Origin of the sequence: Novosphingobium beihaiense (assembly GCF_022832375.1) — a bacterium.
GTDB classification, from domain to species: domain Bacteria; phylum Pseudomonadota; class Alphaproteobacteria; order Sphingomonadales; family Sphingomonadaceae; genus Novosphingobium; species Novosphingobium beihaiensis.
In genome coordinates this window covers 48755-75107 of the sequence record NZ_JALHLG010000011.1, presented here as the reverse complement: position 1 = coordinate 75107, position 26353 = coordinate 48755, and the positions used below count along the sequence as shown (strand labels likewise).

Below are 26353 nucleotides of genomic sequence, written 5' to 3'. Positions count from 1 at the left end.
CTATCCAGCTCCATATCCTCCGCCGCCGGGCGTCTCGATCACGAAGACATCGCCTGCGGACAGGCTGACCGAAGCCGTCGCGCCCAGTTCCTCCACGGTGCCGTCCGCCCGTTCGATCCGGTTGCGCCCCGGCGCGCCGTCTTCTCCGCCTGCCAGCCCGAACGGCGCGAATGTGCGGCGGTTGGCGAGGATGCCGGCCTGCATCGGCTCCAGAAACCGCATGCGCCGCACCACGCCGTCGCCGCCCCGGTGCGCCCCCTTGCCGCCCGAGCCGCGCCGGATCGCGAATGCTTCCAGCAAGACCGGGAAATTGCTCTCCAGCACTTCGGGGTCGGTCAGGCGACTATTGGTCATATGCGTCTGGACCACGCTGGTGCCGTCGAAATCCGGCCCCGCACCCGATCCGCCCGCGATCGTCTCGTAATACTGCCGCGTGGCATCGCCGAACGTGAAATTGTTCATCGTCCCCTGCGAGGCCGCCATCGCGCTCAGTGCCGCGAAAAGCGCATCGGTGATCGCCTGACTGGTCTCGACATTGCCCGCGACCACCGCCGCCGGGGCCTGGGGGCGGAGCATCGAGCCTTCAGGCACGATCAGCGTGACCGGCCGCAGGCAGCCCTCGTTCATCGGCACGGCATCGTCAAGCAGGGTGCGCACCACATAAAGCACGGCAGCCCGCACCACCGGCAGCGGGGCGTTGAAGTTGTCCGGCAACTGGGCGCTGGTGCCGGTGAAGTCGATCGTGGCGCCGCGCGCCTCGCGGTCGATGGAAACGGAGACGCAGATTTGCGCGCCATTGTCCATCGGCACGGTGAAGCTGCCATCCGTAAGGCGCCCGATCAGCGCGCGCACCGCCTGTTCGGCATAGTCCTGCGCATGGCCCATATAGGCATCGACCACGGCACGGCCCTGCTCCGCCGCAATCCGCCGCAATTCCGAGGCGCCGCGCGCGCAAGCCGCGATCTGGGCGCGCAAATCCGCAAGGTTCTGGTCGATCGCCCGCGAGGGATAGGGACCCGAGGCCAGCAGCGTGCGCAGGGCCTCTTCCTGCAACGTGCCGCGATCGACCAGCAGCACATTGTCGAGCAGCACGCCTTCCTCTTCGAGCGTGCGGCTGTGCGGCGGCATCGAGCCGGGGCTGATCCCGCCGATATCCGCATGGTGCCCGCGCGCGGCGACGAACCAGGCGGGCGCGCTGTCGTCCCCATCCGCGAAGACCGGCATCACCACTGTCACGTCGGGCAAGTGCGTGCCGCCATCATAAGGCGCATTGAGCGCATAGGCGTCGCCGGGCAGCATCCCGCGCCCGTCCCGGCTCCGGCGGCGGACCACGGTGCGCACGCTTTCGCCCATCGATCCCAGATGCACCGGCATGTGCGGCGCGTTGGCGACGAGGTTGCCCTGCCGGTCGAACACCGCGCAGGAGAAATCGAGCCGCTCGCGGATGTTCACCGAACTGGCGCTGAACTGCAGCGCCGCGCCCATTTCCCCGGCGATCGCCATGAACAGCGCGCCCATGATCTCCAGCCGCACCGGATCGCACGCGGTGCGGGCGTCCGCCGCAGCCTGTTGCGGCGCATCGCGGGTCAGCACGAGATTGCCGATGGCATCGACCCGCATGGCCCAGCCGGGCTCGACCACAGTGGTCGAAACATCGTCCACCACCAGCAGCGGGCCTTGCGCCGCGAAGCCTTCGGCCAGCCCCTCGCGCAGATAGAGTGGCACTTCGTACGCGTCCCCGCCGGTCCAGACCATGACTCGCTCGGCGGGGGCTGCGGATACCGGCGGCAGGGCCAGCGTGGCGCCGCCGCCCGCATGGCCTCCGGCAATCGCCTCCACCCGCAGCGTTTCGGCGATCAGCGCCTCGCCCGCGCCGAAGCCGAAGCGCTTTTGCCAGCCTTCGCGAAAACCCGCGCGCATAGCGTCCAGAGGCCCCAGCGGCACTTCGACGGCATTGTCGCTGCCTTGCGGACGGATCGCCAGCGTGGCCTCGGTCCGGATCGCATCGGCGGCCAGCCCTTGCGCCTCCAGCCCAGCCCGTGCCTCTGCATCCAGAGCGGCAACGGCCCGCGCAATCGCCGCCATGCCCCCGGCATCGAGCGGCACCGCCAGTGTGCGCTGTTGCAGCAGCCTGCGGTCCGCCAGCCCCATGCCATAGGCCGAAAGCACCGAGGCGAGCGGATGGCACAGCACTGTGGCGATCCCCAGCGCATCGGCCACTTTGCAGGCGTGCTGCCCGCCCGCCCCGCCGAACGTGACGAGCGCGGCGCGGGTAACGTCATGCCCCCGGCGCAGCGAAACAGTCTTGATCGCATTGGCCATGTTGGCGACGGCGATTTCCAGAAAGCCCTCGGCGGCTGCCTCGCCCGATAAATCCCGCCCGGTGCTTGCGCGTACCTCGGCGAGCAGGGCGTCCATCCGTTCGCGCGCGGCCTCCCGCGAGAGCGGCGCGTCGCCCGCCGGGCCGAAGACGTGCGGGAAATGGGCCGGGCGCAGCTTGCCCAGCAACAGGTTGCAGTCGGTCACCGTCAGCGGGCCGCCGCGCCGGTAGCAGGCAGGGCCGGGCACTGCGCCCGCACTTTCCGGGCCGACAAGGAACCGCGCGCCATCGAAATGGCAGATCGAGCCGCCGCCCGCCGCCACCGTCTCGATCCGCATCATCAGCGTGCGCACGCGGGTTCCGGCCACGCGCGTCTCGCTGTCGCGCTCGTACTGTCCGGCATAGTGCGAGACATCGGTGGAGGTGCCGCCCATGTCGAAGCCGATCACCTGATCGAACCCGGCCTCCTTCGCCACCGCCGCCATGCCAACGATACCGCCCGCTGGGCCGGACAGGATCGCATCCTTGCCGCGAAATGCCGCGCCCGTGGTGAGCCCCCCGCTCGACTGCATGTAGAGCGCATCGACGCGCGGCCCCAGCCCCGCTTCCAGCCCGGCAACATAGCGGCGCAGCACCGGCGAGAGGTTCGCGTCCACCACCGTGGTATCCCCGCGCGCGATCAGCTTGATCAGCGGCGCGACTTCATGGCTGACGGAAACCTGCGTGAAGCCCGCCTCGCGGGCAATCGCGGCTACCCGCGCTTCATGGGCGGTGTAGCGGTATCCGTGCATCAGCACCACCGCGACGGCGCGCAGCCCCTTATCGAAAGCCCGCTGCAACCCTTCCCGCGCGGCTTCTTCATCGAGCGGGTCATGGACCGTGCCATCCGCGCCCACGCGCTCCGCGATCTCCAGCACACCGGCATGGAGCGGTTCGGGCAGCACGATATGGCGCGCGAAGATATCGGGCCGCTCCTGCGTGCCGATCCGCAGGGCATCGCCGAAGCCCCGCGTGATCGCCAGCAGCACCGGCTCGCCCTTGCCTTCGAGCAGGGCATTGGTGGCAACCGTGGTGCCCAGCCGCAATTCGGCGGGCGGCAGATCGCCATAGCGCACGCCGGTCATGCGGCGCATCGCCTCCACCGCCGCGTCGTCATAGCGGCCGGGATCTTCGCTCAGCAGCTTGAGCCGTTCGAACCGGCCATCGGGCGTCCGCGCCACGACATCGGTGAAGGTGCCGCCCCGGTCGGCCCAGAATTGCCAGCGCCCGCCGGTCATGGCCGGGATCAGCCCCAGCCGCGTTCCAGAAAGGTGGTGGCAAGGCCCGCCAGATAGGCCGCGCCCTGCGGCATCACGCTTTCATCGACCATCATTTTGGTCGAGTGAATGCCACAGCAGTTCCGCCAGTCGTCCCCGGCGTGGCTGACGCCCAGGAAGAACATCGCGCCCGGTACTTTTTCCAGCACATAGGCGAAATCTTCCGCGCCCATGATCGGGTCAGCGAGCCGCAGGAAGCTTTCCGCGCCGAACATCGTGCGCGCCACCTGCTCGCCGAAATCGACCGCCCCCGCATCGCACAGGGTAACGGGAAAGCCCTCGCGGATCGTCACCTCCGCTGTCAGGCCATGCGCCCCGGCGATTCCCGCCACCAGCAGCGGGAGTTCCTCCTTCAACCGTGCGCGGTTGGTGGCCGACAGCGTGCGCATAGTGCCCACCATCCGCGCCGAATCGGGCACGACATTGTGCGCGGTGCCGCTCTCGATCTTCGAAATCGAAACGACGACCGGATCGAACACGCTGAACCGGCGCGCCACCATGGTCTGGATGGCACTGACGATCTCGCAGGCGACCGGCACCGGATCGAGCGTATCATGCGGCATCGAGGCATGGCCGCCGCGCCCGGTCACAGTGATCCGCAGTTCGTCCGCCGCCGCGAGCAGCGGCCCGGCCCGTCCGCCCACCACACCATGCGGCGCATTCGGCATCACGTGGAGCGCAAAGGCGGCATCGGGCAGCGGCCGGCCTGTCCCTTCGCCGCCCAGCAGGCCATCCTCCAGCATGAAGCGGGCGCCGTGATAGCCCTCCTCGCCCGGCTGGAACATGAAGCGGACCTCGCCCTTCAGGCTCTCCGCCCGGGCCGCAAGAATCCCGGCGGCACCGGCCAGCATCGCGGTGTGTGCATCGTGCCCGCAAGCGTGCATCGTGCCGGGCACGGTCGAGGCGAAAGGCAGCCCGGTCTCTTCCGGCATCGGCAGGGCGTCCATATCCCCGCGCAGCAGCACGCAGGGCCCTTCACCCGCGCCGCCCTTGAGCGTGGCGACAAGCCCGGTGGTGGACGGCCCCTCACGCCATTCAAGCGGCAAATGCGCCAGCGCCTCGCGCACTTTGTCGCGCGTTTTCGGCGTGTGCAGCCCGATCTCGGGCTCGGCATGGATCGCCCGGCGCAAGGCAACGATATTTTCGGAAAGGGCGGCGGCTTCGGCAAGGAGAGGCTGTGACATGCCGGCCATGATAGACAGGCTCAAGCTGGTGTCGAGCCGGGCGCGTCTTTCGCCAGCATGATCTCCTCGCGCGCGATCTTTTTCAGTGTGCGCCAGGCCATAACGCCCATTGCAAGGTAGGAAACCGCACCCGCCAGCGCCACGGCCCAGGCCGCCCCGCTCGGGCCGATGGGAATGAACAGCACCAGCCCCACCGCCAGCGCCGCCACCGCGATCAGCCGCGCGGCCAGCGAAAGGCGCGCCCGTCCGGCCGAGTGCAGCACCGGTTCGAATGCCACGCTGGCGAGATCGAAGCTGGCCGCGATGGCCAGCGGCACGAGGATCGCGGCGCCGCCCTCGAACGCCGCGCCGCCGATCAGCTCCAGCAACTGCCTGCCCGCCGCCAGCGCTACCCCGACCACAGCCAGTCCAGCAATGCCGGCAATCGCGCTCGTCTGCAACGCGAGCTTGCGGAATTCCGCCGCCTCGGAAGAAACGCGCACCCGCGCGACTTCGGCATAGACCGAGCGCGTCAGCAGCGTCGAAAGCTTGCTCATCGCCTGCGAGAGCTGCGAGGCGAGACGGTAGAGACCCGCCGCACGCGTGCCGACCCAGCCGCCAACGACGAGCAGCGGCCCGTTCTTCATCGTCGCATCGATCGTGGCCCCGGCATAGGTGACCCAGAAGAAGTGCCCGACGCCGGGATTTTCCTTGAGCGCCTGCCGCCATTTTCCGAAGTTCGCCAGGCGCACCGCCTGCGGGCACAGGCGCCGCGCCATGATCCAGTAGAGGACCGCTTCCAGAATATCGATCGCGGCCCAGGCGATCAGGAACCGTTCGACGGTAGGCCCGGTCAGCCAGATGACGACGGCCGCGGTCAGCCGCCCCGTCGGCACCACCGCCTCGACATAGACCGCCATGTCGAAACGGTGGAGCGCGCGCACGATTCCGGTGGGTGCAGAGACCAGCGCCCAGAGCGAGGCGCAGCTGAACCAGAAGGCGATGTTGATGTAGTTGGGGTTGAGTTCCAGCACGTGCGCGAAACCGTAGATGACCACCCCGGCGAGCGCGCAGCCCATCACCGCCCCCGCCGCGTCGAGCACGCCGCACAGCATGCCCAGACGGCCGAACTTGTCCCAGTCCTGCGCGTGGACGTGCGCGCTGCCGTAGCGCACGACAACGCGCCATGTCTGAAAGCCCGCGATGGCGATCAGGGCCTGCGCGGTGCCGAAGATCAGCGAGAAGTGGCCGAAGTCCTTCAGCCCCAGCGTGCGCGTGAGAATCGCAAGATAGAGCAGCCCGCAGACTGCGCCGAAACCCTTGCCGCCGAGCAGCCAGGCCGTGTTTTGAAGTATCCGCCTTAAAGGAGAAACATGCTCCTGGCGGTCGCGTTTGGCGGACATTGGCGTGCATTTGGACGAGCGAACCGGCTCTTGCAACCCGCTCTTGCAACGATTGCGCCTGCCCGGCGGCAAAACGGACCCAGCGGCGGCCCGGACCTTTCCCTTTCCCGCCGCAGCGGCTAGAGGGCGCGGCTTCCCCCCAATTTTGCAGAACCTGTTGTCATGATCGAACACGCCATTCTTCTCAGCGCCGGCCAGGGCTCGCGCCTGCTTCCCCTCACTGCCGAGCAGCCGAAATGCCTGATCGACTTTTCCGGAAAGTCGCTGATCGAATGGCAGGTGGAAATGCTCGCGCGCGGCGGCGTGAAGCGGATCGATGTCGTCACCGGCTTCATGACCGACATGCTGGAAGAGCGCCTGAACGCGATCGCCGATTCCCGCGTGGAAATCACAGTGCGCTTCAATCCCTTTTTCAAGGTGGCGGACAATCTCGGCTCGTGCTGGATCGCCCGCGAGGCGATGCGTGGCGATTTCCTGATTCTCAACGGCGATACGCTGATTTCCGAGGACATCGTCCATAAGGTGCAGCGGGGCGCGGTGGATGAAAACGGCCAGCCCTGGCCCATCGCCGTCACTGTCGACGTCAAGGCGGACGGCTATGACAGCGACGATATGAAAGTCGAACGCGAGGCTGATGGCCGCCTCGTCCATATCGGCAAGACCCTGACGGCAGAACAATCCAACGCCGAATCGATCGGCTTCCTGGCTTTTCGCGGCGAAGGAGCGGACTTGTTCCGCGAGACCGTGCGCCAGGCGATGCGCACGCCCGAAGGCGTGCAGCACTGGTATCTCAAGGTCATCGATTCGATCGCGCCCACCGGCAAAGTCGGCACGGTCTCGATCGAAGGGCTGAACTGGGCCGAAGTGGATTTCCTCAACGACATCGAAATCGCAACGAAGCTGACCGACACCTGGGCATGACCCCGGTGCCGGACCGGACGGCGGCGGGAGGAACAGCAGGGCGGGCCGCCTGGACCGCCTTCGTCATCGCCTCGGCCTTCTTCCTCTACGAATTCGTCACACGCATCGAGCCCAGCCTCGATACAGAGACCATTGCCGCCTTTTTCGGGCTGACGAAGTCCGGCTTCGGCAGCCTTTCCAGCCTGTTCTTCTGGATCTACGCGCCGATGCAGATCGTTGCCGGGCTGGTGCTGGACCGGTTCGGCGCGCGCACATTCGTGATCGCGGGAAGTCTGTGCTGCGCGTTCGGCGTGCTGCTGTTCACTGCCACGGATATTTCCGGCGTGGCGGCGGCAGGCCGGGTGCTGACCGGGTTCGGCGCCTCGTTCGCGTTCGTCTCGGCGCTGTGGCTGGTGAACCACTGGTTCGCGCCCGAACGGTTCGCCCTGCTTTCCGGCGCGGTCAACGCCGTGGGGATGACCGGCGCGGCCATCGGCGCGGTGCTGCTTTCCGGCCTGGTCGAAGCGGCGGGGTGGCGGCTGGTGTTCCTGGGCACCGGCCTTGCCGGGCTGGCGATTGCCGCCGCCGCCATCCTGTTCCTGCGCGAGCCCGCGTCTCCTGCGGCCGAAGCCGATACCGGCGCCGCCGAACACATCCGCCAGAGCCTTGCGGCCGTGGCGGGCAGCGGCCGGGTCTGGGCCATCTCGATCACCGGCATGCTCTTCTACATGCCGGTGAACGTCTATGCCGGGCTCTGGGGAGCCACCGAACTGACGAGCGGGCACCACCGTTCGCAGGTCGCGGCGGAAACGATCGTCTCGATGGTATTCTGGGGCATGGCGCTGGGCAGCGTGTTCGGCGGCTGGCTGTCGGACAGGCTGGGCCACCGCAAGTATCTGGTGCTGGGCGGCGCGGTGCTGACGGCGCTCGCTTATCTCTCCGTTCTCTACCTGCCGCTTTCCGCCTTCGCGGAAGGCGCCCTGCTGCTTGCAGGCGGATTCTTCGGCGGTTTCCAGATGCTGACTTTCGCCATGGCCAAGGAAGGCATCGCGAACAGCGTGACCGGCACGGCCGTTGCCTTCGTCAACATGATCGGCATTGCCGGGGCGCTGATCTTCCAGCCGCTCGTGGGCTATCTGGCCGATGCGGCGGGCGGCAACTTCGAACTAGCGCTGGCGACGGTTCCTGCCTGCGTTGCGCTTTCGGCACTGATCGTGCTGTTCGTGCCCGAATACCGCCATCCGGACCATATTTCGGATAGCGCGCAGGCCCGGTTTCCCGCACGGGCCGAAACCCTCGAAAGGACCGTGCCATGATACCTCTCTTGCTGCGCATGGCCTGCACGGCAGGCCTGGGACTTGCGGCAGCGCTGATTCCGGCGGTAGCCTTCGCCGAGGAAACCGGCGGCACGGTCCAGTCCGCCGAGGCCCGGCAGTTTCGCGCACAGCTTCGCACCGATCCTCTGGCGCCCACCGCCGGAGCGCGGAACGGCGATGTCACGATCGTGCTGTTTTCCGACTACCAATGCCCCTATTGCCGCCGCTTCGACAGCGTGCTGCAGGCGCTGATCAAGGCCGATCCCAAAGTGCGCGTCGTCTATCGCGACTGGCCCTTGCAGGGGGCGGCATCGATGCTGGCCGCGCGCGCGGCCATCGCCTCGCAGTACCAGAACCGGCACGCCGCTTTCCACGCCGCCCTGATGAAAGCCCCGGTGCGGCTGGACGAACCAACGATCCGCCAGGCCGCGCGCATGGCCCGGGTGGACTGGAACCGGCTGCAAAACGACATGAAGACGCACAAGGACGCGATCGACGCCCTGCTCGTGCGCAATTTCCGCTATGCCAACATGATGGGGCTGGAAGGCACCCCGGCCATGATGATCGGCACCTATATCGTGCCGGGACTGGTCGATCTCGGCACGCTGAAGGAAGCCATTGCCGAGGCCCGCAAGGAAAAAGCCGGATAAGGCCTTAGGGGCTGAATCCCCACAGCCCCTAGGCGAAGTGGCCTTTCAGCCAGGCCACCAGCGCTGCCAGATCCTCTCCCTCCAGCGCCACGGCCTGGCCGAGATCGGGCACCTTGGGCCAGCCCGCGTCCACGAACTCGCGCCCCTGCCACTCGCGCGCGCCTTCGTAGCGCGGGACGACGTGGAAATGGACGTGCGGGTCCACCATCATCAGCATCAGGTAATTGAGCTTGGCATAGTCAACGGCCCGGTGCAGCGCCTGCTCGATCGCTGTGGTCACCTGCTTGAGCTCGCCGTGCGCTTCGCCGGGCAGGTCCGAAAAGGCCGTGGCATCCGATTTCGCCGCCAGCACCAGTGCGCCGAGCGACGGCTGCGCCGGGCGCGCCAGCACCACCCAGTGCTCGAATTCGGCCACCAGCGTTGCCGGATAGCCGAATTTTTCCATGGTCGCGTTCATCCAGCGCCTCCCTTTCTCAGCTTTCGGACAGCCACGAGGTGATCGTACCGCCGCGCGCACGCACGATCCAGGCTTGCACCAGCCGCACGGCATGGATCAGGCACGACAGGGCCGTCCACCAGGCCACCGCGATCAGGCCGAGATCGGGCCGGGCAAACAGCATCGCGGCGAACAGGATCACCATGTTCGGATTGCGCCGGGCAGTGATCAGGCGGAAATTGCTGTCGAACTTGCGCCATACATGGATGTGCATCATGCCGTTCTGGGCGATAAACGCACCTTCGATCAGGCGCTGGACGATATAGCCGCCCTGGATCGCGCCCTGCACCCACCAGAATGTCGCAGTGTCATAGCCCAGCCCCCAGAAGGCAAGGCCCGTGGCCCAGAAATACCACCAGAACGGCGGATGAACGAGGTCCATGCCGTGATCGAAGATATTGCCCCAGTACGACGATGTGATCGTACAGCGGGCCAACTTCCCGTCCACGGTATCGAGCACCATGAACACCAGCCCGGCGGCCATCCCCGTCCAGTAATGCCCATAGGCGAACAGGACCGTGGCGATCACGCAGAACACCGCGCCCACCGCCGTCACCATATTGGGCGTGATATGCAGCTTCGCGCAGATCCGCGTCAGCACCAGCGCCCATTCGGGCCAGAGATACTTGGTCAGGATATCAGTCACGCCCTTGTAGGCGCCGAAATAGCTGGCCCGCTCGATCGCCCGCACCGAAGCGGGCGTCAGCGCCATCAGGAACGGCGTCTCACGCTTGCGCAGCTGCTTGTTCTCGATCGCCGGCCCGCTTTCGAAGGGCACCACGGTGAGGCCCTCCGTACCGGCCAGCGGTTCGCCCGCCGCCATGGCCTGCGCGATTCGGGCGGTTTGTCCGGCATCGGCGGCGTGGGCCAGAGCCGGAACGCCGCCCAGGGTCAGGACCATGCCCGGCTGGGTAACGATATGGCGGAACCACGCCGGGTCCCAGGCATGGGCGGCGTTGGAGAGAACCGCGGGCCCCTGAGGCACGGCAGCGGCCGGTGCCAGTTTCGATGCGCGGGCAATACGGCCGACACGTTCGGCCATCGTCAAACCCCAGAGTTTAACGGGGTTTTCGCCCACGGTTACGACTGTCAGGGACTGAGAAATGGTGTTCATGAACGGCGCCGTAATCCAGCCCGGCCTCACAGGCAATCGCACAGCCTATCGCGTGGCAGCGAGACAACAGTTGCCATAGAACTGTAACATCAATATGTCAGATTGCATTTCCTAGTGGTTTTCCGGGCGGGCAACACTACATAGGCGCTCGTGCACGGAACTATCTACGAATTCGAAACGCTGCCCACTTTCGGCAAGTCCAACCGTCCTCACAAGGCGGGTCCCGCCCGCACTGCGCGGCGCGGGCGGGCCGTTCCGCTCGTGGGCATCATCCGCAATCCCCGCAGCCACCGCAACAAGGGCGTGGCGCCGGAAATGGCGGAATGCTCCAATATCCTGACGGAAACCCCGCGCACACGGGAAGACCTTTTCGTCACGCTCGACGGCTTTGCCCGCCGCGGCATCGATTATCTGGTGATCGATGGCGGCGATGGCACCGTGCGCGACGTGCTGTCCTGCGGTGCCGAGATCTTCGATGAGGATTGGCCCGCGCTGATCGTCCTGCCCAAGGGCAAGACCAATGCGCTCACCGTCGATCTGGGCCTGCCCAATCACTGGTCGCTGAGCGAAGCGCTGGCCGCGGCCCATCGCGGCCATACGGAAACCCGCCGCCCCTTGCGCATCACTCCCGCCGATGACGCGGCGGAGGAACACTGCGTGCAGGGTTTCATCCTGGGCACCGGGGCCTTTGCCATGGCGACCGAGGCCGGGCAGGAAGCGCACCGCCGGGGCGCCTTCAACAGCTTCGCCGTGGGGCTGACGATCCTGTGGAGCGTGATGCAGACCCTGTTCGGCAGCGCCCGCAATCCGTGGCGCAAATGCACGCCCACCCGCATTGTCGACCGTCTCACCGGCCGCGATCTGCCGCACCCTGGCCGCGGCGATGCCGGGGAACGGTTCATGACCGTGGCCACCACGTTCGAGAAATTCCCGCTGCGCGCGCGCCCCTTTGGCCGCAATCCGGCCCCAGGGCTCAAGATGGCGGTGATCGACTGGCCCGTGCGCAGGGTCATGGCACTGCTGCCGCTGGTGCTGTTCGGCTTCTACAGCCGCTTCATGACCCGCAAGGGCACGCAGCGGTTCCACGCCAGCGAGCTGGAACTCGATATCGGCGGCCCGTTCATCCTCGACGGGGAAGCTTTCCCCGCCGGACGCTATGTGCTCGACGAGGGCCCGCAGCTCACGTTCGTCGTTCCCTGATTCCTCCCCCGTTATCCGCCCGGGCCGCTTGATTTCCGGGCGCCCCTGCGGGAGCATCGCGGCATGAGCGACGACCCTGACCATACCGCGACGCTGGACACGCGGATTGCCGCCGCACTGGAGCGCCCGGTGGACCCTGCCGTGCGCGCCTTTGCCGAGCGGCTCGCCCCGGCCGATGCGCTGGGCCTGCTGTTCTACGGCTCCAACTTGCGCACCGGCTCGCTCGATGGCGTGCTCGATTTCTACATTCTGACCCGGGGCCCGCAGGAAGAAAAGATCTGGCCGCGCGTGAGCTATCACGAATGGGTCCACGAAGGCGTGCCCCTGCGCGCCAAGGCCGCGACGATGGCGCTGGAGACGTTCCGCTCCGCCGCCGCCGGAGAGCGGCTCGACACCACGATCTGGGCCCGCTTCGTCCAGCCCTGCGCGCTCGCATGGGAACGCGATGCCGAAAGCGGGGCGGCCATCGCCGGAGCCGTGGCGCAAGCGGCCTGCACCGCGGCAAGGCTGGCCGTCGCGCTGGGCCCTGCCGCCGGGACGCCGGACGATTACTGGCGCGCCTTGTTCCGCGCCACTTACGCAGCCGAATTCCGCGTCGAGAAGGCGGGCCGGGAGGATTCGATCCTGGCCGCCAACCGCGCCCATTTCGACGGATTGCTGCCACTGGCGCTGATAGCCGGGGGTATCGGCTTCGCACGCGGTGCAGGCAGCACGATCCGCCCCGCCATGCAGCCTGCCGATCGCGCGCGAGTGCTAGGCTGGTGGAAGCGGCGGCGGCGGCTGGGCAAGCCCTATAACGTGCTGCGCCTGCTCAAGGCTTCGGCCACGTTCGACGGGGCCGCGCGCTATGCCGCCTGGAAGATCGAGCGCCACACCGGCGTGCCGGTGACGATCACCCCATGGCGCGAACGCCACCCCGTGCTCGCCGCCCCCGGCGTGCTCTGGCAGGTCTGGCGCCGCCGCAAGAGCGGAGACCGCGCCGCATGATCCCGCCATCTCTTAAGCCCTCCGCCCTCATTCTCGCCGGATCGCGCCCGGGGCCAGCCGATCCCGTGGCCGCCTCCGAAGGAGTCTGGCACAAGGCGCTGGTCACGCTGGAAGGCCGCACCATGCTGGCCCGCGTTACCGCTGCTCTGCGCGAGGCGGGGATCGAACGGATCGCCGTGGCCGCTTCCGATCCGCAGGTCATGGATCTGGCCCGGGAACTCGGCTGCGAAGTGCTGCTGGCCGCCAGCGGTCCCAGCGCAAGCGTCGCCATCGGTCTGGAAAAGCTGGGCGCTCCGCTGCTCGTTACGACAAGCGATCACGCGCTGCTGCGGCCCGAATGGGTGGCGGATTTCGTGGCTGACACACCGGTCGGCACGGATGTCTCGATCCTGCTGGCGCGGCGCGAGGATATCGAGACCGCCATGCCCGGCAGCCGCCGCACGTACCTGCGGTTCGCCGACGGCCAGTGGTCCGGCTGCAACCTGTTCCTGCTGGCCAGCGAGCGGGCGAGCGCGGCGATCGAGACCTGGAAGATGGTGGAGGCCGACCGCAAGCGCCCCTGGCGTATCGCCGCGCGGCTCGGCCTGGGCATGCTCGCCAGCTACGCGCTGGGCCGCCTGACGCTGGCCGAAGCGATTGCCGGGCTCGGCCGCCGCATCGGCATTGCCGCCCGCCTCACCGCCGCGCGCGATGGCCTTGCCGCCGTCGATGTCGACAAGCCGCAGGACCTTGCCGATGCCCGCGCGATCATCGCGGCGCGCGAGACCGGCGGGCCTCAGGTCAGAAATACTTCATCTGAATCCGGATCGACTTGACCCCGCCGTTCACCGGCACGCCCACCTTGGTGTAGCTGGGCTTGCCGAGATTGAAGATATTGATCGACGGATTGTTCGACATCGCCCCGCCATCGGACGTGATGTCGGTCTTGCCATTGCCGTTGAGATCGTGCCGCACGGCCACGCCGTAAGATCCGGGGCCAGGAACCGGCAGGCAAAACGTCATCGTTCCGGCCTTGGCAGGCACTTCGATCCGCGAAAGCCACTTGCCCTTTTCCAGCCATTCGCCGCGCGTGGCGTGATAGGTCTGGATGCGCAGGTCGCCTTCGGAAGCCTTGATGCCATCCACCGTCACCATTACCGCGGAGGGCGATCCGGCGGTGCAGCGGCTCATGTCGTTGCGGATTTCGTGGCGGTACTGCACGGCAGCGGAAGACGCCGCGGCAAGCACGGCCGTGCCGCCAGTTGCCAGCGCGGCAGCCAGCACCAGTTTCCAACGCAGAGATATCGGGCGGCGGATCCCGCCGGAATTACTTTTCATCATGTACCGTCCATAGTCTTGCAGAAGGGTTTTTCAGGCCGCCTCTGCCCGAAATGCGCCTTCGGGCATGCCGTAACCTCTTCTTCTTAATCGCCAAAATGCACCGGATGCCGTGAATAGCGACTGAATTGCCCGTTAACGGCAAGGCAGCCTTGCGTCACCCAAGCCCGCCTCACCCCCGAAAAATCGGGCAAAACCGGGGCTGCAAAGCACTATGCGTGTGGAAAACACATGGTTGACAACTTGTCCACCAAAGACCGGACACCCTATTCTTGTGCGCCAAGGAGTATCGTTTTCCAACATGACCGTTCCGCTGATTTCCCCGTCGATCCTTTCTGCCGATTTCGCCCGTCTCGGCGAAGAAGTGCGCGCTATTGACGAGGCGGGCGCGGACTGGGTCCATGTCGACGTGATGGACGGCCATTTCGTGCCCAACATCACGATTGGCCCGGCAGTAGTAAAGGCCCTGCGCCCGCATTCGGCCAAGCCGTTCGACGTGCACCTGATGATCTCCCCGGTGGACAGCTATCTGGAAGCCTTCGCCGAAGCCGGCGCGGACATCATCACCGTGCACCCCGAAGCGGGCCCGCACGTCTACCGCACGGTGCAGACGATCAAAAATCTGGGCAAGAAGGCAGGCATCTCGCTCAACCCGGCCACACCCGCCAAGATGCTGGACTACCTGATCGACGAGATCGATCTGGTGCTGGTAATGAGCGTCAATCCCGGCTTTGGCGGGCAGAGCTTCATTTCCAGCCAGCTGCGCAAGATCGAGGCGGTGCGCAAGATGATCGAGAAATCGGGCCGCGACATCCGGCTGGAAGTGGATGGCGGCGTCGACGGGATAACGGCACCCCTGTGCGTTGCCGCAGGTGCCGACGTGCTGGTGGCCGGTTCAGCGACCTTCCGCGGCGGCGCTTCGCAATATGCAGCGAACATCGAGACGCTGAAGGGATTGCGCTGAACGTGACCGTCAGGACCCGCCAGCGGCCGAAGACGAGGGACCTCGAACAGGCGCGGGCGATTCCCCTGTCCACGGTAGCGCCTGCGGTGGCTGAAGAGGGTATGTTGGATATGAGCGCGAGCGAACCCGGACCGGGAACGGGCGCTGCCGCCTCTGCCCCGGGCGCAGGTGCGGCCGCCGCACCTGCGGAAACCGGCCGCGATCTGGCGCTGGCGGATTTCTCGCCGCCTTCGGTTCATGTCGGCGAACGGCTGATCCGCATGGCTTACCGCATGGGCATCCCCGGCACCATGCTCACCGCGCCGATGGGCAAGAAAGCCCGCACGCGGCTGCTGGCGACGGTCAGCAACACCCTGCCCGGAGACCGCGTGGCCGGAACCGCCCTGCGGGCCGGGCACTTCCTGGTTCACGGCGCCAAAACGCCGATCGCGCAAGTGGACTATGCCGGAGCCGCGCGCGTCACGCCGCCGCTGGAAAAGGCCGTCCACTCGTTTGCGTGGCTGACCGATCTGGAAGCCTGCGGCCCGCGCGAACAGGGCGTGCCCGTCGCCGAGCGTATCCTTACCGCCTGGCTCCAGGCCAATCCCCAGCCGCCTGCCAAGCCCGGCAAGGGCCCCGCCTGGAGCGTGGGCAATACCGGCATGCGCCTGATGAACTGGCTGGTGCACGCCCCGCTGATCCTCTCGGGCGAAAAGGCGCTGCGCTCGCGCATTCTGGGCCACATCTCCGCCACCGCGCGCTGGCTGGACCGCCATGTGACGCGCGGCGAGGACCGGCTGGCCGAAGTCGCGGGCTGGTGCGGCATCACCGCGGCGGGCCTGCTCCTGCCCGACGGCCGCCCGCGCCGCCTCTATGGCGAGGCCGGGCTGATCAAGGCGCTGGGTGAGCTGATCGGCGATGACGGCGGCGTTCTTTCGCGCAGCCCGCTCGCACAGATGGAGGCCATCGCCCTGCTGGTGCGCCTGCGCAATTGCTACAACGCCACCCGGCGCGATCCGCCCGAAGCGATCGAGCGCGTGATCGAGATGCTGGTGCCGCCGCTGCTGGCACTGACTCACGGCGACGGCTCGCTGGGATCGTGGCAGGGCGGCTGGGCCATCGATGGCGAAGACGTGAGCGCTCTGGTTGCCGCCAGCGGCGTGCGCGCCCGTCCGCTGCGCGATGTGCGCCAGTGGGGCTATCAGCGCGTGCTGGCCAACAAGACTACGCTCCAGTTCGACACATCGCCGCCGCCGATGCCGCAGCATGCCCGCTATGGCTGCGCCTCCACACTGGCATTCGAACTGTCGCACGCCGGGCACCGGGTAATCGTGAACTGCGGCGGCGCGGCAAGCGGCGGCGGACTGGTGCCGGTGCGGCTGGAACAGGGCCTGCGCGCGACGGCGGCGCATTCCACGCTGACGCTGGACGATGCCAATTCCACCGCGATCCTGATCAACGGCATGATCGGTTCGGGCGTCAGCCAGGTCGATGTCGACCGCAAGACCCTGCCGCAGGACAACGGCTCCACCGCCACCCGCATCGAGGCCAGCCACAACGGCTATGCCGCGCGCTACGGCCTCACCCACCAGCGCATCCTGATCCTGCGCGACGACGGCACCGAACTGCGCGGAGAGGACTTGCTGCTGCCCTCCAGCCGCAAGGGCAAGCGCGGCAAAGTGGGCTTCGCTATCCGCTTCCACCTCGCCCCCGATGTCGACGTGGCGCTGACGGCCGACGGGCAAGGCGCGGGACTCGCGCTTTCGGACGGCTCCTACTGGCAGTTCCGCAGCGGTGCGGGCGACGTCACGATCGAGGATTCGCTCTGGGTCGATGGCCAGGGCCGCCCGCAGGCGACGCAGCAACTGGTGATCCAGGGCCTCGTCTCGCGCGGGGGCGGAAACTTCGGCTGGCTGCTCAAAAAAATGAGCTGAGCGGGCTTCGCAAGCCCCGAAACCCGCAGCACTCTTGCCCCCTTCCCCCGCCGGGCCTAAGGGCGCGCGCAAAGACCATTCGCGAAGGGACCCCGCACATGACCGATTCCGTCCAGATCCGCCGCGCCCTGCTCTCGGTGTCCGACAAGACGGGCCTTGCGGAACTCGGCAAAGTGCTGGCCGAGCGCGGCGTGGAGCTGATCTCGACCGGCGGCACCGCCAAGGCCCTGCGCGAGGCCGGGCTCGACGTGAAGGACATCTCCGATGTCACCCACTTCCCCGAGATGATGGACGGCCGGGTCAAGACGCTGCACCCCAAAGTCCACGGCGGGTTGCTGGCGGTGCGCGACAATCCCGAACATGCCGCTGCGATGGCGGAACACGAGATCGGCGCAATCGATCTCGTGGTGGTCAATCTCTATCCCTTCGAAGCCACGGTGGCCAAGGGCGCGGATCGTGACACCATCATCGAGAACATCGACATCGGCGGCCCCTCGATGGTGCGCTCGGCGGCGAAGAACCATGCCTATGTCACTATCGTCACCGATCCTTCCGACTACGAAGGCCTGCTGGTCGAGCTGGAAGCGACCGATGGCTGCACCACGCTGGGTTTCCGCAAGCTGATGGCCGCGCGCGCCTTCGCGCAGACCGCCGCTTACGATTCGATGATCAGCCAGTGGTTCGCCTTCGCCGACCAGAAGCAGGAATTCCCCGAGATGCTGGCGGTCAACGGCCGCCTCGTCACCGAGCTGCGCTATGGCGAGAACCCGCACCAGAAGGCCGCGCTCTACACCCCGGTAGGGCCCTACACCAAGGGTCTGGCCCAGGCCGAGCAGGTGCAGGGCAAGGAGCTGTCCTACAACAACTACAACGATGCCGATGCCGCTTTCGAACTCGCCGCCGAGTTCAAGGGCCAGAAGCCGGCCGTCGTGATCCTCAAGCACGCCAATCCCTGCGGCGTCGCCCAGGCCGATACACTGCTGGGCGCCTGGGAGGGCGCGCTTGCCTGTGACGACGTTTCGGCCTTCGGCGGCATCGTTGCCGTCAACCAGACGCTCGACGGGCCGACCGCCGAAGCGATCTGCCAGATCTTCACCGAAGTCGTCGTCGCCCCCGATGCCGACGAGGCCGCGCGCGAATTCTTCGCGAAGAAAAAGAACCTGCGCCTGCTGCTGACCGGCGAACTGCCCGATCCGCGCCGGGGCGGGCTCAACGTCAAGCCGGTCACTGGCGGGCTGCTCGTCCAGAGCCGCGACAACGGCGCGATCGGCTTCGACGATCTGAAAGTCGTGACCGAGCGCGAGCCGACCGATCAGGAACTGCAGGACTGCCTCTTCGCCTGGACGGTGGCGCGCCATGTGAAGTCCAACGCGATCGTCTATGCCAAGGACGGCGTGACCGCCGGGATCGGCGCGGGCCAGATGAACCGCCGCGATTCCTCGCGCATCGCCGCGATGAAGGCCGCCGAAGCCGCCGAAAAGTTCGGCTGGGACAAGCCGCGCACCGCGGGCAGCGCAGTGGCCTCCGATGCCTTCTTCCCCTTCGCGGACGGCCTGCTCGCCGCGGCCGAAGCGGGCGCGACGGCGGTGATCCAGCCGGGCGGCTCGATCCGCGACGACGAAGTGATCAAGGCCGCGAACGAAGCGGGACTCGCCATGGTCTTCACCGGAATGCGCCACTTCCGGCACTGATCCGGCGCTGCGCCACCTGACGGGCAGGCCGCTCACCGCAGCCTGCCCACCGCTCATCGCAAAATGATGCAATGCAGCGGAACATTCACTCGACGGAAAGGCCTGCGGCGTCATTTAGGCGACACAAACAGCTCCAAACAGCACGACAAACGGATCGCACCGCACGCCATGGGACTCTTCAAGGCCGACTTCTACCGCTTCTTCGCCCTCGGATTCGCAGGAGGGGCCTTGCTGGTGTTCGGCGTGATGAGCCATGGCAGCCACAATTCGCTCGCGGACAATATCGTCCCGCCCGCGCAGGCCGAAACCGCGCAGTAGCGCTGCGGCGATTGCGCCGACAGGCGGCACGCCCCATATGGGGCCCATGTCAGGTCTTCATGTCCATCACGAACACAGCGGCGACAGTCTGGTAAAGGCCGCGCGCCGGGCCCTTCAGGAATCGGGCGAACAGTGGACCGAAATGCGCGCCGATGTCTTCGCCGCGCTGGCCGAGCGCGAATGCCCCGCTTCCGCCTACGATCTGGCCGAAAGCGTTTCGGCGCTGCGCGGCAAGCGGGTGGCGCCCAATTCGGTCTACCGCATTCTCGACCTGTTCGTGCGCACCAATCTCGCCCGCCGGGTGGAAAGCGCCAATGCCTATCTCGCCAACAGCCACCCCGGCTGCCGCCACGACTGCATTTTCCTGATCTGCGATGCCTGCGGCAAGGCCGTCCACATCGACGACGACCGCCTGACCGGCGCCCTCATCGGCGCCGCGCGCGAGGCAGGCTTCGCCGATGTCCGCCCGGTGGTGGAACTGCGCGGCACTTGCGCAGACTGCAGTTAGAAAACCTTCACTACCTCCGCTCGTCCTGAGCTTGTCGAAGGACGCTGGCGCAGCGCTGGGTTCACGACTGGCTGCTTACAGCAGCCGCTCAGGACGGGCTTCGACAAGCTCAGGACGAGCGGGGGCAATTCAGATCCCCTGCATTTTACACGAACGGACGCCATCGTGGCTTGAGCAACCTCACAGCGCCTTGCCCATCCGTGCCAGCGGCACTGGCGCGCCGCCCCGGGCATCCTCGATCCGCTCGATCACCGCATAGCCCGCCGCCGCATAGAGCGGCTCGCCCGCGCGCGTGCCCATCAGCTCCACCGCCGTAAAACCCTCGGCCCGCGCCGCCGCCTCGCAATGGGCCAGCAACGCGCGGCCCACTCCGCGCCGGGCGAAGGCCGGGTCCGTGTACATCGCCCGCACCCGCGCGGGCTCGCTCGCCGGATCGAGCAGGCGCGGCTCGCGCAGGCCCTCGCTGTGATCGCCGCCATAGAGCGTCGCCCGCCGGCTCCAGCCGCCGCATCCGGCGATGGCCCCCTCCAGCTCCGCGACGAAATAGGTCTCGTCCGCGATCAGCTGCCGGTCGAGCCCCATGACCGCCCGGCTTGAGGCGATCTGCGCGGGACCGAGAAATCCCGCCTGCAACCCGGCGATCGACGCTTCCATGATCCGGAGCAGTTCGGGCAGGTCGGATTGAGTGGCAGTACGAATATTCAAGATGGGCTCCCTAAAGTCAGCGCCAGTGCACACCGCCGGACATGACCGTTACTGTCAATCGACATGAAAGTCATGAAGGTGTAAGGGCCCGGGAATGAATGCCAACCCGGCCACACCTCTGCTCGATACGGTTTCGACTCCCGAAGACCTCCGCAAGCTCAAGCCCGCGCAGCTGCGCGGGCTCGCTGACGAGCTGCGCAGCGAGACGATCTCCACCGTCGGCCAGACCGGCGGGCACCTCGGCTCCGGCCTCGGCGTCGTCGAACTGACGGTCGCGCTGCATTACGTCTTCAACACGCCTGACGACCGGCTGATCTGGGACGTGGGCCATCAGGCCTATCCGCACAAGATCATCACGGGCCGGCGCGACCGTATCCGCACCGTGCGCCAGGGTGGCGGGCTTTCGGGCTTCACCAAGCGCGCCGAAAGCGAATACGATCCGTTCGGCACCGCGCACAGCTCCACCTCGATCTCGGCGGCGCTGGGCTTTGCCATCGCCAACAAGCTGAAGGACGCGCCGGGGCGCGGCATCGCCGTGATCGGCGACGGCGCGATGAGCGCGGGCATGGCCTACGAAGCGATGAACAACGCGCGCGAGGCGGGCAACCGCCTCGTCGTGATCCTCAATGACAACGACATGTCGATCGCGCCGCCCGTCGGCGGGCTGTCGGCCTATCTGGCCCAGCTGGTATCCTCGCGCCCGTTCCTGTCGCTGCGCGAAGTGGCCCGGCGCATCTCGCGCCGCCTGCCCGAGCCGCTGCACAAGGCCGCCCGCAAGACCGACGAGTTCGCGCGCGGCATGGCCATGGGCGGCACCCTGTTCGAGGAACTGGGCTTCTATTACGTCGGCCCGGTCGACGGGCATAACCTCGACCAGTTGATTCCGATCTTCGAAAACGTGCGCGATGCCGCCGAGGGGCCGTGCCTGATCCACGTCGTTACGCAGAAGGGCAAGGGCTATGCCCCCGCTGAAAACGCTGCTGACAAATATCACGGCGTGCAGAAGTTCAACGTCGTCACCGGCGAGCAGGTGAAAGTCCCCGCCGGAGCGCCGAGCTATACTGGCGTCTTCGCCAAGGCGCTGATCGCCGAAGCCGAAGCCGACAGCCGCGTCTGCGCGATCACCGCTGCGATGCCGAGCGGCACCGGACTCGACAAGTTCGCCGCCCGCTTCCCCGAACGCAGTTTCGATGTTGGCATTGCCGAACAGCACGCAGTGACGTTCGCGGCGGGCCTCGCCGCACAGGGCATGCGCCCGTTCTGCGCGATCTATTCCACCTTCCTGCAGCGCGCCTTCGATCAGGTGGTGCACGACGTGGCGATCCAGAACCTGCCCGTGCGCTTCGCCATCGACCGCGCCGGGCTGGTCGGCGCGGACGGCGCCACCCACGCGGGCAGCTTCGACATCACTTATCTGGCAACGCTGCCGAACATGGTGGTGATGGCCGCCGCCGACGAGGCGGAACTGGTCCACATGACCCACACCGCCGCGCAGTACGACGCAGGCCCCATCGCCTTCCGCTATCCGCGCGGCAACGGCGTGGGCGTGCCGCTGCCCGAAACGCCCGAACTGCTGGAAATCGGCAAGGGCCGGATCGTGCGCGAAGGCTCGAAAGTCGCGATTCTCTCGCTCGGCACGCGCCTTGGCGAAGCGCTGAAGGCCGCGGACACGCTGGAAGCCAAGGGCCTCTCCACGACGGTGGCGGACCTGCGCTTCGCCAAGCCGCTCGACAGCGATCTGATCCGCAAGCTGATGCTCAGCCACGATGTGGTGGTGACGGTGGAGGAAGGCGCGATCGGCGGCCTCGGCGCCCACGTCCTCACCATGGCGAGCGACGAGGGCCTGACCGATGCAGGCCTGAAAATCCGCACCATGCGCCTGCCCGACGTGTTCCAGGATCAGGACAAACCCGAAGCGCAGTACGACGAGGCCGGGCTGAACGCGCCGCAGATCGCCGATACGGTGCTGAAAGCGCTGCGCCACAACAGTACGGGCGTTGAAGAAGCACGGGCTTGAAGCACCGCAAGGCTCGCTGAGTGCCGCGATTGCCGGCCTTTCTTCTTGGAGCTGCCGGGCTCTATGCAATCGCTATTCTGGCCCTCTACCTTGGCCAGCGAGCCATCATCTATCCGGCTCCGGGGGGCCCGGTGGCCATTCCGGCGGGCTTCGAAAAAGTTCACCTGAAAACCGGAGACGGCCTGACGCTCACCGCCGCATGGCACCCTGCCCGTTCCGGCAAACGCACCGTGCTGTTCTTTCATGGCAACGGCGATACCCTGCCCGGAGCCGCAGCCGCCACGCGGGGTCTGGCCGAAGCAGGTTACGGGGTTCTTCTGGCGGACTACCGCGGCTATGCTGGAAACCCCGGGAAGCCTACCGAAGCAGGCCTCATCATGGATGGAAAGGCGGCGGAGGCCTTTTTAAGCGCGCAAGGGATCAAGCCGGAATCTGTCATATTGATGGGCGCATCGCTGGGTACGGGAATTGCCACACAACTGGCAGCAGACCGCACGCCTGCGGCTCTTGTTCTGGTTTCGCCCTTTACCAGCCTTGCCGATGCAGGCGCGGCGGCTTTGCCCTGGGCGCCGGTTCGTCTGCTCATGCACGATCAGTTCAAAAGCCGCGATGTCATCGCTGACATGGAGGCGCCAGTGCTGGTGCTGCACGGCGCCGACGATCGCGTGATACCGTTCAAACAGGGGCGTGCGCTGGCAAACGCTGCTCCGCACGGCGAGTTTCTGCGTTTCGACGGTAACGGCCATCAATTGCAGTTCACGGCCCAGGCACAGGACGCGATAGTCCAGTGGCTTGTCCGCAAAGGACTTTGACGCAGCTCACATGACAGGAAAACTCGCCACGAGATGGGTATGGCCCCGCTCGGGAATTCACAACACCTGAAACATCACCAGCAAATCGACAAAGCCATGCTGCGGATGCCGGAACGCGCCCGGCAAGCGGCCCGCGATATCGAAACCCAGTGATTGCCAAAGGTGCACCGCCGGTTCGTTGGTACTGACGACGCAATTGAACTGCATGGCCCGGTATCCGCGCGACCGGGCCTGTTGCAGCGAATGTTCGCACATGCGCCGGGCAATGCCCCGGCCCGCCGCTTCGGCCGCCGTCACATATCCGCCGTTGCAGACGTGACGGCCGCCACCCGCCTGATTGGGCCGGACATAGTACGTGCCGAGGATCGCGCCACCCTCTTCGGCGACGAAAACCTCCTTGTCTGGAGCCATCCAATAGCGCTGGATTTCCGCTTCGGTCATGTCCGGATCGGTTGTCAGCGTCTGACCGTCGCGGATTGCGGGCAGGAGAACCGCGACGATCGCCGTCGCATCAGCCGGTTCCGCCGGGCGAATGACCAGATGGCCCATCCTACCAGTCGTAAGCCTTGGGCAGATAAGTCCGGTCCAGATCCTTGTAGCGTTCGCGCAAGCGGGTCTGGTGGTTGTCGAGCGACTGCTTCACGCCGTCGATCCACACCTCTTCGGGCGCGGAGGACAATTCCAGCGGATCACCATCCCACAGCACGACATCGCCCACGGCACCGGGGGCCAGCACGCCTGCTTTCCCGCCATATCCGCTGATCTCCGCCGGGATCGAGCTGATCGCCGCGAAAGCCTGGCCCCAGGTGAGGCCCGAGGCACCAGGCAGTTTCGTCAGGGCGACAAGGTTGCCTGCCTGCTGCGGCGCATAGCGCGGCTGGTTGCCGCCAGTGAACATGCCGATGGCGACTTTCACGCCCGCCTTGGTCATGCGGCCGACGTTGGACTGGGTGGCCGCCAGCGTCTCGAACGCATCGGGCAGGTCGCGCAGCGGCATCGTGATCACCGGCACATGCGCGGCGGCGATCTCCGGTGCAAGCAGCCAGCCTTCAGTGGCGCCGACCAGCACCAGCTTCAGCTTCGGAAACTCGCCCTTGAGCGCCAGCACGCTGCGAATGTCCGCCGCGCGCTCGACGCCAACATAGAGCGGCTCGCTGCCGTCCAGCACTTTGGCCAGCGCCATGGCATCGGGGCGGGTGAGCATGGCATCGCTCTGCCGCTGCGATCCGGCGGGCAGCGCGGCCAGTTCCTTCGCCTCGCGCAAGGCGTTGCGCAGCGCGACATGGGCAGCCACGCGGCTGCCGCCTGCCAGACGCGCGCCCGCTTCGCCCAGTTCGACGAACTGGAACGCGCGGGGCTTCATCAGCATCGCGGCATCGGCCGCCAGATCGATCACCGCGCCTTGCCCGGCGAAGATCGACTTGCCGTTAAACGCGGCGACAGTCGCGCGCGTCACCCCGCCCGCGCGGCTGATCGCGACATGCTGGCTGGAGGGATTGAGCGCGGGCGCCACGTCGAGCGCGGCGTTGAACGGCGAATCGTCCGCCTCCAGATCGTTGCTGGTATCGACCGCTTCGACATCCCACAGCCCGAGATCGGTCACGGCCGAGAACAGGCCCGGCGTCACCCATTTGCCGGTGCCGTCGATCGCCTGCATCCCCGCGGGCACGGCCACATCCGCCCCGGCGGCGACTACCTTGCCACCGCGCACGACGACGGTGCCGTGCTCGACGGGCGCGCCGCCGTCGCCGATAGCAAGCGTGGCGTTGGTGATGGCCAGATCCTGCGCCTGCGCGGCAAAAGGAAGCACTGCAGCCGCCAGCGCGGCGGCAAGAACGGCGCGGCGGCTCATTTCACGTCTCCTTCGCCGGGCTGGCCAAGCTCGAAATCGCTCACCGGGCGCAGCTTGGGATTGTCCGCATCGAATAGCATCGCGCCATCGATCCAGACTTTCTCGGGGCGGCTGTAGACCGAGAGCGGATTGCCGTTCCACAGCACCACATCGGCCATCTTGCCCTTCTCCAGACTGCCCGTCTCGCCGCTGATGCCCATGGCCTTCGCGGCGTTGTAGGTGAACCAGCCGACGACTTGCGCATCGGGAATATCAACGCCGATGCGGCGGCCCGCCGCCTGCGCTTTGGCCGCTTCCTGATTGAGGCGCTGGATGCCGTTCTCATCGTCCGAATGGATCACCACACAGGCCCCGGCATGGGCGATCAGCGCGGCGTTTTCGGGAATGCCGTCATAGGCTTCCATCTTGAAGCCGTACCAGTCGGCCCAGACCGCCGAGCAGATGTCGTTCGCCTTCAGCAGATCGGCGATCTTGTAGCTTTCCACCGCGTGGTGGAACGCCGTGACCTTGTAGCCCATCTCCTTGGCCATATCGATCACCAGCGCCATCTCGTCGGCACGGTAGCAGTGGTTCTGGACGAGGATATCGCCCTTGAGCACGCCCGCCAGCGTGTCCTTGCCCAGATCGCGGTCTGCATCGGGATCGTCCATATAGGCCCTGGCATCGATCCAGGTCTGCCGGTTCACCGCGAAATTGCCCATGCGGGTGGACGGCTTCTGGCCCTTGCTGCCGTAGACGCGCTTGGGATTCTCACCGCAGGCCATCTTCAGCGAATAGGGCGCGCCGGGAAACTTCATGCCCTGCACCGTCAGGCTGGGCACGTTCTTGAGCGTGACTGAACGGCCGCCCATCAGGTTCGCCGAACCAGGCAGGATCTGCAGCGAGGTGATACCGCCATTCGCCAGCGCGCGCGTAAAGCCCGGATCCTGCGGCCAGACCGAGTGCTCGGCCCAGACGTCAGGCGTGGTGGGAGCCGTCGCCTCGTTCCCATCGGACAGCGCGCTCACGCCCGGGCTGGGATAGACGCCCAGGTGCGAGTGGGCATCGATCACACCGGGGGTGACGAACTTGCCGCGCGCATCAATCCGCTCGTAGCCATCGGGGATCGCCAGATCCGCCCCGCCGATCGCCACCAGCTTGCCATCCGCGAACAGCACCGTGCCGTTATCGATCCGCCCGCCGCGCCCGTCATAGACGGTGGCGCCGGTCAAGGCGGTGGGGCGGCCCGGATAGGGCTTGTAGGTGGAGGGATACGGCACTTCCGCCGCGGGCGCCTCCTTGTCCTTGCGGCTCTTCGCCTCGCCGCTGGTGGTGACAAGCGTCATCGCCAGCGCGGCCAGAACCGCCGCGCTCCACTTGGCCTTAGCCGGTCTGCCCCTCATGCCGTGCCC

The 26353-nt window shown here is 66.9% G+C and carries 23 protein-coding genes; 13 read left to right on the top strand and 10 right to left on the bottom strand.

The window, feature by feature from the left end; genetic code table 11:
- From MTR66_RS09920 to MTR66_RS09910, 3 genes are read right to left on the bottom strand one after another with little or no spacing between them, the layout of a single operon-like run.
- Positions 1 to 3597 (bottom strand): hydantoinase B/oxoprolinase family protein, encoded by a 3597-nt coding sequence (locus MTR66_RS09920; RefSeq protein WP_243920429.1) that lies wholly within the window; start codon positions 3595 to 3597, stop codon positions 1 to 3.
- Between the two features lie 8 nt (positions 3598 to 3605).
- A complete protein-coding gene (locus MTR66_RS09915) occupies positions 3606 to 4820 on the bottom strand; it encodes a M20 metallopeptidase family protein (protein WP_243920427.1) in 1215 nt (404 codons plus the stop codon).
- Positions 4821 to 4840: 20 nt separating this feature from the next.
- The gene (locus tag MTR66_RS09910) at positions 4841 to 6202 is read right to left on the bottom strand and encodes a lipopolysaccharide biosynthesis protein (protein WP_243920425.1); all 1362 of its coding nucleotides are present in this window, start codon (positions 6200 to 6202) and stop codon (positions 4841 to 4843) included.
- 162 nt (positions 6203 to 6364) lie between these two features.
- Between MTR66_RS09910 and MTR66_RS09905 the strand changes: the two genes are divergently transcribed.
- From MTR66_RS09905 to MTR66_RS09895, 3 genes are read left to right on the top strand one after another with little or no spacing between them, the layout of a single operon-like run.
- A complete protein-coding gene (locus tag MTR66_RS09905) occupies positions 6365 to 7123 on the top strand; it encodes a phosphocholine cytidylyltransferase family protein (protein ID WP_243920423.1) in 759 nt (252 codons plus the stop codon).
- Positions 7120 to 8418 (top strand): MFS transporter, encoded by a 1299-nt coding sequence (locus MTR66_RS09900; RefSeq protein ID WP_243920421.1) that lies wholly within the window; start codon positions 7120 to 7122, stop codon positions 8416 to 8418. The genes MTR66_RS09905 and MTR66_RS09900 overlap by 4 nt, the downstream gene beginning before the upstream one ends.
- Positions 8415 to 9068, top strand: coding sequence for a DsbA family protein (locus tag MTR66_RS09895; RefSeq protein WP_243920419.1), 654 nt, complete (start codon positions 8415 to 8417; stop codon positions 9066 to 9068). Before MTR66_RS09900 ends, MTR66_RS09895 begins: the two co-directional genes overlap by 4 nt.
- Before the next feature lie 28 nt (positions 9069 to 9096).
- Here MTR66_RS09895 and MTR66_RS09890 read toward each other — a convergent pair whose 3' ends face one another.
- Together MTR66_RS09890 and MTR66_RS09885 are read right to left on the bottom strand one after the other, a co-directional pair.
- On the bottom strand, positions 9097 to 9525 hold the full coding sequence (locus MTR66_RS09890; RefSeq protein WP_243920411.1) for an HIT family protein: 429 nt from the start codon (positions 9523 to 9525) through the stop codon (positions 9097 to 9099).
- A 16-nt stretch (positions 9526 to 9541) separates the two neighbouring features.
- Entirely contained in the window at positions 9542 to 10678 is a 1137-nt protein-coding gene (locus tag MTR66_RS09885; protein ID WP_243920409.1) for a CDP-alcohol phosphatidyltransferase family protein, read from the bottom strand.
- Positions 10679 to 10828: 150 nt separating this feature from the next.
- Here MTR66_RS09885 and MTR66_RS09880 point away from each other — a divergent pair, with 150 nt between their 5' ends.
- The 3 genes from MTR66_RS09880 to MTR66_RS09870 all read left to right on the top strand — a co-directional run bounded on the left by MTR66_RS09880 (position 10829) and on the right by MTR66_RS09870 (position 13680).
- Positions 10829 to 11878, top strand: coding sequence for a diacylglycerol/lipid kinase family protein (locus MTR66_RS09880; protein ID WP_243920407.1), 1050 nt, complete (start codon positions 10829 to 10831; stop codon positions 11876 to 11878).
- Between the two features lie 63 nt (positions 11879 to 11941).
- The gene (locus tag MTR66_RS09875; RefSeq protein WP_243920405.1) at positions 11942 to 12865 is read left to right on the top strand and encodes a hypothetical protein; all 924 of its coding nucleotides are present in this window, start codon (positions 11942 to 11944) and stop codon (positions 12863 to 12865) included.
- Positions 12862 to 13680: a nucleotidyltransferase family protein gene (locus MTR66_RS09870; protein WP_243920403.1), complete on the top strand. Its 819-nt coding sequence runs from the start codon at positions 12862 to 12864 to the stop codon at positions 13678 to 13680. Before MTR66_RS09875 ends, MTR66_RS09870 begins: the two co-directional genes overlap by 4 nt.
- Here MTR66_RS09870 and MTR66_RS09865 read toward each other — a convergent pair.
- A complete protein-coding gene (locus MTR66_RS09865) occupies positions 13646 to 14182 on the bottom strand; it encodes a DUF2141 domain-containing protein (RefSeq protein WP_243920401.1) in 537 nt (178 codons plus the stop codon). The two genes, MTR66_RS09870 and MTR66_RS09865, sit on opposite strands and share 35 nt — an antisense overlap.
- A gap of 301 nt (positions 14183 to 14483) precedes the next feature.
- Between MTR66_RS09865 and rpe the strand changes: the two genes are divergently transcribed.
- The 5 genes from rpe (at position 14484) to MTR66_RS09840 (ending at position 19576) form a co-directional block, all read left to right on the top strand.
- On the top strand, positions 14484 to 15146 hold the full coding sequence (gene rpe, locus MTR66_RS09860; protein ID WP_243920399.1) for a ribulose-phosphate 3-epimerase: 663 nt from the start codon (positions 14484 to 14486) through the stop codon (positions 15144 to 15146).
- Positions 15147 to 15247: 101 nt separating this feature from the next.
- Complete coding sequence (locus MTR66_RS09855; protein WP_243920705.1) at positions 15248 to 17059, top strand: heparinase II/III family protein; 1812 nt, start codon at positions 15248 to 15250, stop codon at positions 17057 to 17059.
- Between the two features lie 98 nt (positions 17060 to 17157).
- A complete protein-coding gene (gene purH / locus MTR66_RS09850; RefSeq protein ID WP_243920390.1) occupies positions 17158 to 18750 on the top strand; it encodes a bifunctional phosphoribosylaminoimidazolecarboxamide formyltransferase/IMP cyclohydrolase in 1593 nt (530 codons plus the stop codon).
- A 168-nt stretch (positions 18751 to 18918) separates the two neighbouring features.
- Positions 18919 to 19068, top strand: coding sequence for a hypothetical protein (locus tag MTR66_RS09845; RefSeq protein ID WP_243920388.1), 150 nt, complete (start codon positions 18919 to 18921; stop codon positions 19066 to 19068).
- 37 nt (positions 19069 to 19105) lie between these two features.
- The gene (locus tag MTR66_RS09840; RefSeq protein ID WP_407673039.1) at positions 19106 to 19576 is read left to right on the top strand and encodes a Fur family transcriptional regulator; all 471 of its coding nucleotides are present in this window, start codon (positions 19106 to 19108) and stop codon (positions 19574 to 19576) included.
- A 180-nt stretch (positions 19577 to 19756) separates the two neighbouring features.
- Here MTR66_RS09840 and MTR66_RS09835 read toward each other — a convergent pair whose 3' ends face one another.
- Positions 19757 to 20230 (bottom strand): GNAT family N-acetyltransferase, encoded by a 474-nt coding sequence (locus MTR66_RS09835; RefSeq protein WP_243920703.1) that lies wholly within the window; start codon positions 20228 to 20230, stop codon positions 19757 to 19759.
- A gap of 145 nt (positions 20231 to 20375) precedes the next feature.
- Between MTR66_RS09835 and dxs the strand changes: the two genes are divergently transcribed.
- Both dxs and MTR66_RS09825 read left to right on the top strand, forming a co-directional pair.
- Positions 20376 to 22298: a 1-deoxy-D-xylulose-5-phosphate synthase gene (gene dxs, locus MTR66_RS09830; protein ID WP_243920377.1), complete on the top strand. Its 1923-nt coding sequence runs from the start codon at positions 20376 to 20378 to the stop codon at positions 22296 to 22298.
- Positions 22299 to 22327: 29 nt separating this feature from the next.
- The gene (locus MTR66_RS09825; protein ID WP_243920376.1) at positions 22328 to 23110 is read left to right on the top strand and encodes an alpha/beta hydrolase; all 783 of its coding nucleotides are present in this window, start codon (positions 22328 to 22330) and stop codon (positions 23108 to 23110) included.
- A gap of 57 nt (positions 23111 to 23167) precedes the next feature.
- Here MTR66_RS09825 and MTR66_RS09820 read toward each other — a convergent pair whose 3' ends face one another.
- The 3 genes from MTR66_RS09820 to MTR66_RS09810 are packed head-to-tail and all read right to left on the bottom strand — an operon-like array spanning position 23168 to position 26287.
- Positions 23168 to 23659: a GNAT family N-acetyltransferase gene (locus tag MTR66_RS09820; RefSeq protein ID WP_243920374.1), complete on the bottom strand. Its 492-nt coding sequence runs from the start codon at positions 23657 to 23659 to the stop codon at positions 23168 to 23170.
- 1 nt (position 23660) lies between these two features.
- A complete protein-coding gene (locus MTR66_RS09815; protein ID WP_243920372.1) occupies positions 23661 to 24962 on the bottom strand; it encodes an amidohydrolase family protein in 1302 nt (433 codons plus the stop codon).
- The gene (locus MTR66_RS09810) at positions 24959 to 26287 is read right to left on the bottom strand and encodes an amidohydrolase (protein WP_407673042.1); all 1329 of its coding nucleotides are present in this window, start codon (positions 26285 to 26287) and stop codon (positions 24959 to 24961) included. Before MTR66_RS09810 ends, MTR66_RS09815 begins: the two co-directional genes overlap by 4 nt.
- Positions 26288 to 26353 lie beyond the last annotated feature (66 nt).

What these genes read in the sequence shown, in the direction of transcription:
- rpe (WP_243920399.1), top strand. Translation starts at nt 14,484, where the DNA reads ATGACCGTTCCGCTGATTTCCCCGTCGATCCTTTCTGCCGATTTCGCC.
- MTR66_RS09840 (WP_407673039.1), top strand. Translation starts at nt 19,106, where the DNA reads ATGGGGCCCATGTCAGGTCTTCATGTCCATCACGAACACAGCGGCGAC.
- MTR66_RS09870 (WP_243920403.1), top strand. Translation starts at nt 12,862, where the DNA reads ATGATCCCGCCATCTCTTAAGCCCTCCGCCCTCATTCTCGCCGGATCG.
- MTR66_RS09900 (WP_243920421.1), top strand. Translation starts at nt 7,120, where the DNA reads ATGACCCCGGTGCCGGACCGGACGGCGGCGGGAGGAACAGCAGGGCGG.
- MTR66_RS09815 (WP_243920372.1), bottom strand. Translation starts at nt 24,962, where the DNA reads ATGAGCCGCCGCGCCGTTCTTGCCGCCGCGCTGGCGGCTGCAGTGCTT.
- dxs (WP_243920377.1), top strand. Translation starts at nt 20,376, where the DNA reads ATGAATGCCAACCCGGCCACACCTCTGCTCGATACGGTTTCGACTCCC.
- MTR66_RS09915 (WP_243920427.1), bottom strand. Translation starts at nt 4,820, where the DNA reads ATGTCACAGCCTCTCCTTGCCGAAGCCGCCGCCCTTTCCGAAAATATC.
- MTR66_RS09910 (WP_243920425.1), bottom strand. Translation starts at nt 6,202, where the DNA reads ATGTCCGCCAAACGCGACCGCCAGGAGCATGTTTCTCCTTTAAGGCGG.
- MTR66_RS09875 (WP_243920405.1), top strand. Translation starts at nt 11,942, where the DNA reads ATGAGCGACGACCCTGACCATACCGCGACGCTGGACACGCGGATTGCC.
- MTR66_RS09895 (WP_243920419.1), top strand. Translation starts at nt 8,415, where the DNA reads ATGATACCTCTCTTGCTGCGCATGGCCTGCACGGCAGGCCTGGGACTT.
- MTR66_RS09890 (WP_243920411.1), bottom strand. Translation starts at nt 9,525, where the DNA reads ATGAACGCGACCATGGAAAAATTCGGCTATCCGGCAACGCTGGTGGCC.
- MTR66_RS09920 (WP_243920429.1), bottom strand. Translation starts at nt 3,597, where the DNA reads ATGACCGGCGGGCGCTGGCAATTCTGGGCCGACCGGGGCGGCACCTTC.
- purH (WP_243920390.1), top strand. Translation starts at nt 17,158, where the DNA reads ATGACCGATTCCGTCCAGATCCGCCGCGCCCTGCTCTCGGTGTCCGAC.
- MTR66_RS09820 (WP_243920374.1), bottom strand. Translation starts at nt 23,659, where the DNA reads ATGGGCCATCTGGTCATTCGCCCGGCGGAACCGGCTGATGCGACGGCG.
- MTR66_RS09855 (WP_243920705.1), top strand. Translation starts at nt 15,248, where the DNA reads ATGTTGGATATGAGCGCGAGCGAACCCGGACCGGGAACGGGCGCTGCC.
- MTR66_RS09905 (WP_243920423.1), top strand. Translation starts at nt 6,365, where the DNA reads ATGATCGAACACGCCATTCTTCTCAGCGCCGGCCAGGGCTCGCGCCTG.
- MTR66_RS09885 (WP_243920409.1), bottom strand. Translation starts at nt 10,678, where the DNA reads ATGAACACCATTTCTCAGTCCCTGACAGTCGTAACCGTGGGCGAAAAC.
- MTR66_RS09845 (WP_243920388.1), top strand. Translation starts at nt 18,919, where the DNA reads ATGGGACTCTTCAAGGCCGACTTCTACCGCTTCTTCGCCCTCGGATTC.
- MTR66_RS09865 (WP_243920401.1), bottom strand. Translation starts at nt 14,182, where the DNA reads ATGAAAAGTAATTCCGGCGGGATCCGCCGCCCGATATCTCTGCGTTGG.
- MTR66_RS09810 (WP_407673042.1), bottom strand. Translation starts at nt 26,287, where the DNA reads ATGACGCTTGTCACCACCAGCGGCGAGGCGAAGAGCCGCAAGGACAAG.
- MTR66_RS09835 (WP_243920703.1), bottom strand. Translation starts at nt 20,230, where the DNA reads ATGGAAGCGTCGATCGCCGGGTTGCAGGCGGGATTTCTCGGTCCCGCG.